Annotated in this window: 13 protein-coding genes; all 13 read left to right on the forward strand. The window is 72.5% G+C overall.

What is annotated here, in order from left to right:
- Nucleotide 1 precedes the first annotated feature (1 nt).
- The 13 genes from RGI145_RS23745 (at nucleotide 2) to RGI145_RS23800 (ending at nucleotide 12,475) form a co-directional block, all read left to right on the forward strand.
- Nucleotides 2–3,292 carry an error-prone DNA polymerase gene (locus RGI145_RS23745; protein WP_075801052.1) on the forward strand — a complete coding sequence of 1,097 codons (3,291 nt, stop codon included), beginning with the start codon at nucleotides 2–4 and terminating at the stop codon, nucleotides 3,290–3,292.
- A gap of 255 nt (nucleotides 3,293–3,547) precedes the next feature.
- Complete coding sequence (locus RGI145_RS23750; protein WP_075800984.1) at nucleotides 3,548–4,501, forward strand: DUF3991 and TOPRIM domain-containing protein; 954 nt, start codon at nucleotides 3,548–3,550, stop codon at nucleotides 4,499–4,501.
- A complete protein-coding gene (locus RGI145_RS23755) occupies nucleotides 4,498–4,833 on the forward strand; it encodes a hypothetical protein (RefSeq protein WP_075800985.1) in 336 nt (111 codons plus the stop codon). The genes RGI145_RS23750 and RGI145_RS23755 overlap by 4 nt, the downstream gene beginning before the upstream one ends.
- A 298-nt stretch (nucleotides 4,834–5,131) precedes the next feature.
- Nucleotides 5,132–6,904 (forward strand): ATP-binding protein, encoded by a 1,773-nt coding sequence (locus RGI145_RS23760; RefSeq protein ID WP_075800986.1) that lies wholly within the window; start codon nucleotides 5,132–5,134, stop codon nucleotides 6,902–6,904.
- A 192-nt stretch (nucleotides 6,905–7,096) separates the two neighbouring features.
- Complete coding sequence (locus RGI145_RS25320) at nucleotides 7,097–7,270, forward strand: hypothetical protein (protein WP_019462454.1); 174 nt, start codon at nucleotides 7,097–7,099, stop codon at nucleotides 7,268–7,270.
- Nucleotides 7,267–7,623, forward strand: a complete 357-nt coding sequence (locus tag RGI145_RS23765; protein WP_075800987.1) for a hypothetical protein — start codon at nucleotides 7,267–7,269, stop codon at nucleotides 7,621–7,623. Before RGI145_RS25320 ends, RGI145_RS23765 begins: the two co-directional genes overlap by 4 nt.
- A gap of 56 nt (nucleotides 7,624–7,679) precedes the next feature.
- Complete coding sequence (locus RGI145_RS23770; protein ID WP_075800988.1) at nucleotides 7,680–8,270, forward strand: hypothetical protein; 591 nt, start codon at nucleotides 7,680–7,682, stop codon at nucleotides 8,268–8,270.
- Between the two features lie 3 nt (nucleotides 8,271–8,273).
- Complete coding sequence (locus RGI145_RS23775; RefSeq protein WP_075800989.1) at nucleotides 8,274–9,080, forward strand: XF1762 family protein; 807 nt, start codon at nucleotides 8,274–8,276, stop codon at nucleotides 9,078–9,080.
- 40 nt (nucleotides 9,081–9,120) lie between these two features.
- Nucleotides 9,121–9,495, forward strand: coding sequence for a hypothetical protein (locus RGI145_RS23780; protein ID WP_075800990.1), 375 nt, complete (start codon nucleotides 9,121–9,123; stop codon nucleotides 9,493–9,495).
- 153 nt (nucleotides 9,496–9,648) lie between these two features.
- Complete coding sequence (locus RGI145_RS23785) at nucleotides 9,649–9,996, forward strand: hypothetical protein (protein ID WP_075800991.1); 348 nt, start codon at nucleotides 9,649–9,651, stop codon at nucleotides 9,994–9,996.
- Between the two features lie 9 nt (nucleotides 9,997–10,005).
- A complete protein-coding gene (locus RGI145_RS23790; RefSeq protein ID WP_075800992.1) occupies nucleotides 10,006–10,284 on the forward strand; it encodes a DUF5983 family protein in 279 nt (92 codons plus the stop codon).
- Nucleotides 10,285–10,493: 209 nt separating this feature from the next.
- Nucleotides 10,494–11,468, forward strand: a complete 975-nt coding sequence (locus RGI145_RS23795) for an ArdC family protein (RefSeq protein ID WP_083671530.1) — start codon at nucleotides 10,494–10,496, stop codon at nucleotides 11,466–11,468.
- The gene (locus RGI145_RS23800; protein ID WP_075800993.1) at nucleotides 11,465–12,475 is read left to right on the forward strand and encodes a phosphoadenosine phosphosulfate reductase domain-containing protein; all 1,011 of its coding nucleotides are present in this window, start codon (nucleotides 11,465–11,467) and stop codon (nucleotides 12,473–12,475) included. The genes RGI145_RS23795 and RGI145_RS23800 overlap by 4 nt, the downstream gene beginning before the upstream one ends.
- The last annotated feature ends 11 nt before the right edge of the window (nucleotides 12,476–12,486 follow it).

Here is a 12,486-nt window from a genome sequence, read left to right on the forward strand (position 1 = left end):
GATGTCCCCCGCCTATGCCGAACTCGGCTGCCGCTCGAACTTCACGTTGCTCGACGGCGCCTCGCACCCGCAGGAGCTGGTGGCCACGGCCGCGGCCCTTGGCCACGCCGGGGTGGGGCTCTGCGACGCCAACTCCCTCGCCGGGGTGGTGCGGGGGCACGTCGCGGCGCGCGAGGTCGGCCTGCCCTTCGTCGTGGGTTGCCGGCTGCGGCTGGACGACGGCGCCGAGTACCTGGCCTGGCCCACCGACCGGACGTCCTACGGCCGTCTGACGCGGCTGCTCTCGCTCGGCCGGATGCGCTCACCCAAGGGCGAATGCGCCATCACCCGCGAGGAGATGCTGGCCCACGCACCGGGCTGGTGCCTCGCCGCCGTGTCGCCCCTCCGCCCCGACCTCGCCTTCGCCGATCGGCTGCAGGCCGATGCCCGGGCGCTGCGCGGCGTGCTGGCCCTGCCGCTGCTCTGCACCGCCACGGTGCGCTTCGACGATATCGACGAGGACCGGCTGGAGACGCTGGCCGAGATGACGGCGGTGACCGGCACCGGCCTGCTCGCCACCAACGACGTGCGCTACCACGCTCCCGGGCGCCGTCCCCTCGCCGACGTGCTGACGGCGATTCGCCTCGGCCGCCCCGTCGACCGCCTCGGACAGGCCGCCGAGCCCAACGCCGAGCGGCACCTCAAGCCGCCCGCCGAGATGGCGCGGCTGTTCCGCGATCATCCGGACGCCCTGCGCAGCACCCTGCGCGTGCTCGACGCGTGCCAGGGCTTCTCCCTCTCCCAACTCCGGCACGAGTACCCCGACGAGATCCTTGAGCCCGGCCGCACGCCGCAGCAGACGCTGGCGGCCCGGGTGGCCGCGGCCGCGGCGGCGCGCTTTCCGTGCGGCGTGCCGCCCGATATGCAGGCGCGCCTCGACCACGAGCTCGCCCTGATCGGGCAGCTGGACTACGCGCCCTACTTCCTGACCGTGGACGAGGTGGTGCGCTTTGCCCGGGGGCGCGGCATCCTCTGCCAGGGGCGCGGCTCGGCCGCCAACTCCAGCCTCTGCTACGTGCTGGGCATCACCGCGGTTGATCCCTCCAAGCACGACCTGCTGTTCGAGCGCTTCCTCTCGGCCGAGCGGGCCGAGCCGCCCGACATCGACGTCGACTTCGAGCATGAGCGGCGCGAGGAGGTGATCCAGTTCCTCTACCAGCGCTACGGGCGCGACCGTGCCGCCATCGTCGGCACGGTGATCCGCTTTCGCGGCCGCTCGGCGATCCGCGAGGTCGGCAAGGCGCTGGGCCTGTCCGAGGACGTCACCGGCCGGCTGGCCAAGGCCAGTTGGGGGCCGGGGCGGGAGCAGGGGCTGGAGGAGATCGCCCAGGCCGAGGGGCTGGACCTCGCCGACCGCCGGCTGCGCCTCGCCCTGGCGCTGGCCGGGGAGATCCAGGACTTTCCCCGCCACCTCGCCACCCATGTCGGCGGCTTCGTCATCTCGCGCGGCCCCCTGGTGGAGATGGCCGTCATCGGCAACGCCGCCATGGAGGGGCGGACCGTCCTCGAATGGGACAAGGACGACGTCGACGCGCTGGGCCTGCTGAAGGTCGATATCCTCGCGCTGGGGATGTTGTCCTGCCTGCGGCGCGGCTTCGACTTGCTGCGCCGGCACCGCCTCGCCGACCTCGACCTGGCCGGCGTGCCGCGGGACTGCGAGGCGACCTACGCCATGCTGCGCCGGGCGGACTCCCTGGGCGTGTTCCAGGTGGAGAGCCGGGCGCAGATGGCCATGCTGCCGCGGCTGCGGCCGAGCCGCTTCTACGACCTGGTGGTACAGGTGGCCCTGGTCCGGCCCGGGCCGATCCAGGGCGACATGGTGCATCCCTACCTGCGTCGCCGCTGGGGTGACGAGGCCCCGGTCTACCCGTCGCCAGCCCCGGAGCACGGCGATCCGGACGAGCTGGAGAAGGTGCTTGGCCGCACCCTGGGCGTGCCACTGTTCCAGGAGCAGGCCATGCGGGTCGCCATCGTGGCGGCCGGCTTCTCCCCCGGCGAGGCCGACCAGCTCCGCCGTGCCATGGCGACTTTCAAGTACACCGAGGGCGTGTCGGTGTACCGGGACGGGCTGGTCGGCGGCATGGTCCGCCGTGGCTACGACCCCGAGCTCGCCGAACGGGTGTTCCGCCAGATTGAGGGTTTCGGCAGCTACGGCTTTCCCGAGAGCCATGCCGCCTCCTTCGCGCATCTGGCCTATGCCTCGGCCTGGCTGAAGTGTCATCACCCCGGGGTGTTCGCTGCGGCGCTGCTGAACAGCCAGCCGATGGGCTTCTACGCGCCGGCGCAGATCGTGCGCGATGCCCAGGCGCACCGGGTGGCGGTGCGCCCGCTCTGCGTCAACGCCTCGGATTGGGACTGCACCCTGGAGCCGGAGCGGCGCAGCGCCGAGGGTCTGGCGCTGCGGCTGGGCCTGCGGCTGGCCGCGGGGCTGGCGGCCGAGGACGGCAAGCGCGTGGCCGAGGCAAGGCGTGCGGGCAACGGCAGCCCCTTCGCCTCGGTCGATGAGGTGGTACGCCGGGCGGGCGTCCCCCGGCGGGCGATCGAGGCGTTGGCCGCAGCGGATGGCTTCGCGGGCATGGGCCTGGATCGCCGCTCCGCCCTTTGGGACGCCCGTGGGGTGGAGGGGGAGGTGCCGCCGCTGCTCCGCCTCGCCGCCCAGGCCGCGGCGGCCGGCGAGCCGCCGCTGCTGCCCGAAGCCCTGCCGGCGTTGCCGGCCGAGGCCGATGGGCAGGCGGTGGTGCTGGACTATGTCTCGACTGGCCTGAGCCTGCGGCAGCATCCGCTCGCCCTGCTGCGACCGCGGCTGCGGGCGCTGGGCTGCCGGACGACGCGGGAGCTGGACCGCTTGCGCGGCGGCACCCGGATCCGGCTCGCGGGGCTGGTGCTGATGCGCCAGCGCCCCGGCACAGCCAAGGGCATCGTCTTCGTCACGGTGGAGGACGAACACGGCACGGCCAACCTCGTCGTCTACGCCGACATCGCCGCGCGCGACCGCGCCGCCCTGGTCGGGGCCCGGCTGCTGCTGGTGGAGGGACGGGTCGAGCGCGAGGCCGAGCGGGCCGAGGTGCCGGTCATCCACCTGATCTGCCGCCGGCTGGAGGACCGCTCCGAGCTACTGCGTGGGCTGGTGGAGGGCGGCGCCGCCGAGGGATGGAGCGATGGCGCGATCGGCCGGGCCGACGAGGTGCGCCGCCCCGACCCGGGCTCGGCGCGGCCGCTGCCCCGGCTGCCGGGAAGCCGTGACTTCCGGTGACGCCATGCCGTCCGCCCTGCCGCCATGTGCCGTTCGCTGTTCGCATCACCCGCGCGGAGCCTGCCGAGGTCCAGCGAGAGGAGAAGGGGCGGTGCGGGAACTGGGAGAAGGGGAGGGGGCGCTACCGCGAGCGGCGGGCGCGCGACAAGGGTACGTCGGCTGGCGCCTCCCGCGCCGGGGCGGGCCCCGGTCGCGCCCTTGTCCCGCGCCGCCGTCGCGGTTCGCGGGGGGAATCCAGGCAGAGGATTCCGGGAGATGAACGATCAGGACGAGGAACTGCAACAGTTGCGGGAGGGCGTGAATTGCGCCGCCCTGCTGGAACGGCTGCCGCCCCCCTGGAAGCTGGACAAGGCGGAAAGCACCCGGGATTGCCTGAAGTACCGGCGTGGCAAGGGCGAGATCATCATCGTCAACCACGGCGGACGCGGCTGGTGGGATGCCGGGGGAACCGCCAAGGGCGACGTGTTCGGGCTGGTGCGGCACCTCCGCCCCGAGCTGAACTTCGGTCACGTCCGCAAGCTGCTGCGCGAGATGGTCGGTCTGTCCCCCAGCTTTCCCGAGCACGAACGGGTGCGCCCCGGCGTGGAGGGAAGCCGTCCGGCGGCGGAGCGCTGGGCATCGGCGAAGCCTCTCCGCCCGGGATCGCGCGCCTGGCGCTACCTCGCCGATGCCCGGCGTCTGCCGGCCGGGGTGCTTCGGGCTGCCGAGGCGGACGGTGCCATCCGGGAGGGGGCCTATGGCACCGCGTGGTTCGCCCATCGTGACGAGACGGGTACCCTGACGGGCTTCGATATGCGCGGCCCGGACTTCCGGGGCTTCGCCAAGGGTGGCGAGAAGACCCTGTTCCGCCTACCGGGCTGGATCCGCCCGCGGGACGTGCTGCCGCACCGCCTGGCCGTGGCCGAGGCGCCGATCGACGCCCTTAGCCTCGCGGCGGTGGAACGGCTGCGACGCGACACCCTCTATGTCGCGACCAGCGGCGGCATGGGGCCGGGGACGGTCCACGCCCTGGACCTCCTGCTGGCCGCCATGGCTGCCCTCCCGGATGCCAGCTTGGCCATCGCGACCGACAACGATCCACCAGGGGAGCGCTACGCCGCCCTCCTGGCGGAGCGAGCCGCCGCGGCGGGCGTGCGCAGCGAGCGCTGCCTGCCACCGCACGGTTTGAACGACTGGAATGACAGCCTGACACGAGGGAGGGGGGCATGACCGCCACCGAACACGCCGCCAGGGCCCCGAGCCCCGAAGCGCGGACCCTCGCGCGGGCCCTGCAGGCCGCCTTCCTCCGTCTGCCCGACCGACTGAAGGCCCGATGCGCGGTGCGGCCGACCGGGGATGCCGCGATCGACCGGCCGGTGCTGGTCGAGGCCTGCGACGGCTCCGACCACTACCAGGGTGTGGTGGTCGCGGGCGAACGCGACGAGGGCGGCCGCTGGCTGCTGGACGACGCCTTCACGTTGCTCACCCTCGATCACGACGACGGCCCCGAGGCCGCGCTCGTGGTCTGCCACGGATGGAACTGCCATGCCGGCCGCATCTGACACCACAGACCACGCCCGCCTGGTGGCCGCCGCTACCCTCGCCCCGCAGGCCGGCATGGATGCCCTCAAAGAGATCTCGCCGCCCTCCGCACCCGGCCGAGGACATGAGGGGGGTACGGAAGGTGGGAAAAGAGTCATGGCAGAGGGAGGGAGTGGGGTCCCTGCCACCCTCGCCCGGATCGCGGCAAGGGTGCGTCGGCTCGCGCCTCCCGCCGCCATGCGGCGCCCTTGCCCCGCCCCGGCCAGGGCGGCCGCGGGTGGGGGTCTTCGAGAAGAAGATCAGCAGGAGAAGCTACCCGTGACCCACGCCACCACCATCATGCCCGCGCCGTCCATTCCGATCGCCCGCATCCGCGGCTCCCTGGGCGAGAAGGTGCTGCGCAAGAGCCCGGAGCTGTTCAATCAGTCCCTGCCCACCGTCCTGGCCGAGGTGCTGCAGAATGCCCGCCGTGCCGGCGCCACGTATGTCGCCATCGAGCACTTCGGCGAGGAGGGCCGGGCCACCCTTGTCGTGCGCGACAACGGGCACGGCATTGCCGACATGGGCAAGCTGGTGACCTTCGGCGCCTCCGCCTGGGACGAGCGGACGGATCTGGCGGAGAACGCCGCCGGCATGGGCGTCTACTCACTTGCCTCGCGGGGCGTGACGGTACGCTCTCTCGGCCGGCGCGTGACGCTGAACCGGGCGGTGTTCTGTGGCGAGGCCGACGCCGCGGTGCTGCCTGACCCGGAGATGGACGCCGGAACCGAGCTGACCTTCCCGGTGAGCGAGAAGGGGGTGCCGTACCTCGTCGAGCGGGCGTGCCGTTTCTATCCGTTGCCGGTGACCCTGAACGGCCAGCCCCTGGGGCAGCGCGACTTCCTGGCCGCCGCCGAGCATGTGGTGGAATGGCAGGGGCTGCGCCTGGGCGTGTTCCCGGAGCCTGGACCTCGGGTGCTGGATCTGTTCGACCGGCATCGCGGCTGGAGCAGCCGTCTGTACCTGAACTTCCACGGCCACGTCGTGGAGTGCGGCACGGCGGTCGCCCTTGCCGAGGTCGGGGGCCCCACCCGGAGCGTGTTCGTGGACGTGATGTCGGCCCCGGACCTGCGCCTGGTGCTGCCGGCGCGCAACGAGCCGATCGACAACGACTTCTTCCGCGCCATGCGGGCGCGGGCGGAGCGGGCTCTGCTGGAGGCGGTTGCCCGGCAATCGAAGCACGCGCTGGCCTTCGCCGACGCGAAGCGGGCCGAGCGGCTGGGGATCACCCTGCCACCCGTGGAGATCGCACTGTCCCCCTGGCGGATGGTCACCGACGAGACGCGGAGCCGCCTGGATCGCGTGGAGGCGCCCGTGGTGCTCGGCACGGATGGAACCGAGGTGCTGCTGGCGGATGGCGTCAGGTGGGGGGAGGCCTGCGACCAGACCAACCTGCACCGCCTGCTGCTGGGCTGGCAGGACGGTGCCCGTGTGGTGGAGGCCAATCCCCGTTTCGCCGGCTATCCCGCCTATGACGCGCTGCGCGTGGTGCGGGAGGTGTCGGCGGTCGCCGTCGGTGCGGACGGTGTGACGGAGGAGCTGGCGCAGCCGGTCTCAGCCCGCCCGCCCGTGTCGTGCGAGGACGATCGCCGGGTGGTCGAAGCGGTGCGCGCCCGCCTCCTGGTGCAGAACGGAGGCCATTCACCCGGCGTGCCGACCTTGCTGCACGAGGCGGCGGTTCCCTTCTTCTTCACCTCCGAAGCCTTCGGCGATGCGTTCCCGGGCTTCGTCGTGACGCGGGGCACCGCTCCCGGCGATCTGGCCGATGCCCTGGTCGAGGGCTTCTTCGCCCACAGCGATGATGCCGATACCGACAGCTACGACCGGCAACTGGAATGCTTCACGGCGGATGCCCTCGACACGGCTCGCGGGCTGCTGATGGACAGTGATGCGGCCGTGGCGGCGCGGATCGTCGACGCTCTCCGTGATGCCCGCTGGGTGCTGCGAACCCTGGGCACCGGGCGCATCGAGCTGCAGATCACCGAATCCCAGGTAGGCAGCACGATCCGCATCGTCAACGCGGCGGGCAAGGAGGTGACGGCCACCCTGTAGGGAGGCGGATTCGAGAGGAGGGAAGGGAGAGGAACGAGGAGGCAGGGGAGGCCCTGCCACCCTCGGCCGGAGCGCGGCAAGGGTGCGTCGGCTCGCGCCTCCCGCCACTGCGCGGCGCCCTTGCCCCGTCCCGGCCGGGGCGGCCGGCGGGCTGGGTCTTCGGGAAGAAGACGCAGCAGAAGGAACGGGATGATGGATCTCGCCGACCGCCTCGCCCGCCGCAAAGGACGCCGCGAGGACCTCGCCGCCATCGCCGGCCTCCTCGCCTTCCTGGCCGCGATCCTGGCCATCGTGATCCTGCCCGGGTTCCTGGTGCAGAGCGCCTCCACCAGCCGCGTGCCCGCCCAGCAGGAGGCGCGGCGATGAGCGGCACCACCCCAGCCGGCGGCGCCGGCAAACTCGACGTGGCCGTGGTGGAGGACATGGTGGAAGATGGCTACGGCTTGGTCCGCACCGCCGAGAGCCCGGCCCTGGTGGTGGCCGTGCTGCATGACGGGACCTCACGTGGCCTCGCCCTGGCCCACGGCACCGCCGCCGTGCTCGCCGTGGCGCCCGCGATGCGGCGCCTGCTCGACGAGGCCCTGAACATTTTCTGCGAACAGTTCGAAGAGGACACGCCGGTGTCCAGCGCCGACCTCGTGGATTGGTTCGCGGGCTGGCGCCGGAAGGCCGGTGCCCTGTTGACCCGGCCCGCTCCGGAAACCGGCACGGACCCCTGACGGGCGCGCCGCACCCTCCTGGCTGCCCCCACCATCCCCATCCGAAAGGAACCGCCATGCCCAACCCGGCACGGCCGCCACGGCTGCTTGTCCTGCGTCCCTACCTGTCGCACGCCGGTCGCGACGACGCCTACGCGCATGTCGACGCCCTGGTGATGCACACGCGCGACGGCCCGATGCCACGGCGCTACGGCGAACTGCGACCGCTGCTGTGGCACGAGGACGGCGCCCGGCCGATCCTGCATGAGGGCTTCCGCTTCACCTGCCAGATCGACGACCGGCACGCCGAGCCCTACGCGCTTCGCTACGGCTACATGCCGGAGCACGGCGAAGTGTTCACCACCAGCGATCTCGCGCGCTTCGGCAAGCCCCTCGCGGCCCTGCGGCGCGGCATGGCGCGGCTGGTCGAGCAGGAAGGGCGCAGCGAGGATCTCGGCCAGATCCTGGCCCGGCTGGCCCGGGTGCTACGGGTCGACGGCATTGTCCTGCTGGCGGTGCGGGAGCACGGCACCTTCTTCGAGGAGGATCACCGCATCCGCCTGACGGCCGAGGCGCCGAACTACGGCGAGGTGATCGGCGATCTCGCCGCCGTCGCCCGGGAGCTGCATCTCCACTGCGCGAAGCGCGTGGGCCGCAGCGCGGCTTGAGCCATGCGCTTCACCCGTGGACCAACCGAGGGGCTCCTGGCGGTTTGCCCCTGGTGCCGCGAGCCGGCGGCGCTGGAGCTGGCCGAGGCGTGGACCGACCACGCCTTTCAGTTGGAGACCTGCTGCGAGGCGGCCCATGAGGAGGTGTGCGCCGGCCTTGCCGACGATCCCGCCTGGGCGCGCGACCTGCTGCGCCAGCTCGGCGCCGAGGTGCTGCTGGGGGGCACGCTTCGCCGGGTGGCCGATACCGGCTGTGGCCAGCTGCTGCTGGACTGGAAGCTGGAGATCCGGCCCGTGAGCTTCGCGGTCGCGGCCGGCTTCGTGCGGCGGCATCACGCCCACAACGCCGCCCCGGTCGCCTGGCGCTACGGGGCCGCCATCGCCAACGGGCCGACCCGGCTGCTGGGCGTGGTGATGGTCGGCAACCCTGTCGCCCGCGGCCTGATGGGCCGCGGCACGGTCGAGGTGAACCGGCTGTGCATCCGCCGCGACGTGCCCCGCGTCCTGGCCTGGAACGCCTGCTCGCAGCTCTACGGCTGGGCAGCGCGGGAGGCCGAAGCGCGGGGCTTCGAGCGCATCGTCACCTACACCCGTGCCGATGAAGAGGGCGGTAGCCTCACCGCCTCGGGCTGGACCAGGGACGCCCGCGTGCGCGGCCGCTCCTGGAGTAGCCCGGCCCGGGCGCGCCGCGATCAGGGCGTGCCGATCGACAAATGCCGTTGGTCCCGCGCCCTGCGGCCTCGCCGGGCAGCGGGGCGCCCATCCGCGCCGAATCCCGTCATGCCCCTCACCCTGGATGCTCCCGGGTGAGCCGGCCCGTCCGACAACACCAACAGAGAGGAGCCACGCCGTGGCCACCATCAACATCGTCCTGTCCGCCTATCCCGGCCATCGCGTGCGCGAGGTGGGCTGCAGCTGGACCTCCATCGGCATCGGCGGCAACACGCCGACGCGCCGCCTGGCCGTGCAGGGCCTGGGCGGCATCACCGAGGCCGTGTCCGCCTTCGGCCGCGACGTGCTGGCCGCAAACCCGGAGGCCAGCTTCGCCATCTCCGTCACGATGGCAAGCGGCCAACGCAAGCCCCGTGGCTTCGACGACGCCGAGAGGGCCGGGACCTTCGGCCAGCACGCTCATCTGCGCGATGAAGTCGGCGAGGAAGTGAATTACCGGAAGCTGGCCAGTCCGACCGTTTCCGCCCCGACACCGGCTCCTGTCCCGGCATGAGGCAGGAGAGATGAGAGACAGGGAGGAGGGGCGTGCCGCACCCCGTCCCCCGCCGCAAGGGCAGGGGCCTGACGGCCCGCCGCTGCGCGGCGCCCTTGCCCCGGGGGCACGGGGCGCCGGCGGCAGGGGAGGTGTTCGGAAAGGAACACCGCCATGGAAATCCGCCGCCTTGCCACCCGTCCGGGGACGGCCCTGCTCACCCCGCTCGCGCCCGCCGCCGCGAACGACGCGATCGCCTGCACCCGGTGCAGCACGGCCTTCGGCACCGATCCGACGATCTCGGTCGACTGCCCAGTCTGCTGTGCTACGCAGGGCGAGCGTTGCCGCCAGCCGGCGGAGGGCGGCTTCCACCGCTCGCATTACAGCCGCGCGCGCATCGCGCTGGCCCTTGGCCGCATGAGCGCCTGCTCCGCCCTGACCTGGGACGATCTGCACACCCTGCCGGTGCGCCTGGCACCGCCATCCCTTCCGAACGACGAGCACGTCCAACCGAACCCTTGAGGGAACCCCATGAGCGCCGTCCGCAGCTTCCTCGATCTTTCCACCGCCCATCTCTCGAAGGAGGACCGCACCCTGCTCGACGCCTGCGCCGGTCACGACACCGGCGAGGTCCTCTGCGCCATGACCCCCTACGGCTGGTTCGCTTTTGCCTGCGAGGAACGGCCGCAGATCTCCGATACGCTCTGGACGTTGTTCCAGGCCGCCCGCCAGCGCGGATGCGACCACCTCCTCTTCGACCAGGATGCTCCGGAGCTCGACGACTTTGCCGTGTTCGATTGGGAGATTTGATACGGATATCGGGAAAAAGGGAAAGCCAGAAATCCGGTAATCCAGAAATCCCTATAGCGGGAAAGCGGGAGAAGAAGGGCCGTCCCGCACCGGGGACGGCCGCCGCAAGGGGCCGTCGGCTGGCGCCTCCCGCGCTTCGCGCGCCCTTGCCCCAGCCGCCCCGGATGCGGGGGCGGGGAGGTGTTCCGAGAGAATGAAAGGGAACACCGATGGCCCATCCCCGCCGCCAGCTGTCCGAGCGCCCGGCTTCCCGCGACCACTACGCCGAGATCACCAGCCAGGTGATCGCGGCACTGGAGGCGGGCACCCTGCCGTGGCGCCGTCCCTGGGACCAGGACAAGGCCGGGGCCGGTCCGCTCTCGCCGCGCAATGCCACCACCGGCCGCCGTTATCACGGGATCAACGTGCTGTTGCTCGGCATGACGGGCATGGCCTTCGCCGGCACCGACCCCCGGTGGCTGACCTACAGGCAGGCCGAGGCGAAGGGCTGGCAGGTCCGCCGCGGCGAGCGCGGCTCGCGCGTGTTCTTCTTCCGCAAGCTGACCCTGCGCGACGGCGAGGCCGCGCCGGATGCCGGCGGCGAGGGGGAGGGGGCCACCCGCACCGTGCCGGTGCTGCGCGCCTACACCGTGTTCCACGCGAGCCAAGTGGACGGCATCGCCCCCTTCGAGGCGCCGTCCGTCGAGGAGGCGTCCTGGCGCACGCCCGTGGCGGCCGGGACCATCATGCGCAACAGCGGCGTGGCGTTCCGCGAAGGCGGCGACCGTGCCTTCTACTGCCCCGCCACCGACCACATCCAGCTGCCCCCACGCGCCGTCTTCGCGAGTCCGGAAGGCTACTGCGCGACGGCGCTGCACGAGCTGGCGCATGCCTCCGGCGCGAAGCACCGGCTCGACCGCGACCTGACCGGCCGCTTCGGCAGCCAGGCCTACGCGCAGGAGGAACTCCGCGCCGAACTCGCCTCCTGCTTCATCGGCGCCGAGTTAGGCCTGCCCTGCGATATCCCCAACCACGCCAGCTACGTGGCGTCGTGGCTCCGGACGCTGCGCGAGGACAAGCGCGAGATCTTCCGCGCCGCCGCGGAGGCACAGCGCATGGCCGACTACCTGCTGGCCTTCCACCCCGGATACGCCCGGATCGCGGCCGAGGAGGCGGGGCGCGACGAGGCCGGTGACGAGGCGTGAGCGCCACCCTGCGGCAAGGCGAGGCAGGGGGCACCCCCAGCCTGCGCTCCTACGACCACGTCGTCCTGTTCACCTCCGGCGGCAAGGACGCCACGGCGTGCCTGCTGCACCTGCTGGAGCAGGGCGTGGACCCGGACCGCATCGAGCTGCACCACCACGAGGTGGACGGCCACGGAGCCACCTTCATGGACTGGCCGGTGACGGGCGCCTACGTCGCCGCCCAGGCGACGGCCTTCGGCCTGCCGCTGTTCCGCTCCTGGCGCGAGGGCGGCTTCGAGCGGGAGATGCTGCGCCAGGATGCACCGACGGCGCCGATCCTGTTCGAGACCCCTGACGGGCTCATGAGGGCAGGAGGCGCGGGGCCACGCAACACCAGGCTGCGGTTCCCCCAGGTCTCGGCCGACCTCTCGGTGCGCTGGTGCTCGGCCGCGCTCAAGATCGGCGTCGGCGCCGCCACGATCGCCGGTCAGGACCGCTTCCTGGGCCGCCGCACCCTGGTCGTGACCGGCGAGCGGGCGCAGGAAAGCGCGGCGCGGGCACGCTACGCCACCTTCGAGCCGCACCGCACCGACACGCGCGGCGGCACACGCCGGTCGCGCCATGTCGACCACTGGCGGCCGGTCCATGCCTGGGACGAGGCCCGGGTCTGGGAGGCGCTGCGACGTCACGGCGTGCGGCCGCACCCGGCCTACGAACTGGGCTGGTCGAGGCTGTCCTGCATGGCCTGCATCTTCGGCTCGGCGGCGCAGTGGGCGACGATCCGCCATATCGCGCCAGCGCTGTTCGAGCGCATCGCGGCCTACGAGGAACGGTTCGGCCGCACCATCCAGCGCGCCCGCTCGATCCGCGCCCTGGCCGATATTGGCCGCCCCTACCCGGTTGCCCTCGCCCGTCCCGACCTCGTGGCGCTTGCCCTGGGCGAGACCTGGGATCTGGCGATCCTGGGGACGCCCCCGGCCTGGACCCTGCCGGCAGGCGCCTTCGGCGAGGCCGCCGGGCCTTCCTGACCATACCCCTG

It is taken from the genome of Roseomonas gilardii (genome assembly GCF_001941945.1).
Lineage (GTDB): Bacteria > Pseudomonadota > Alphaproteobacteria > Acetobacterales > Acetobacteraceae > Roseomonas.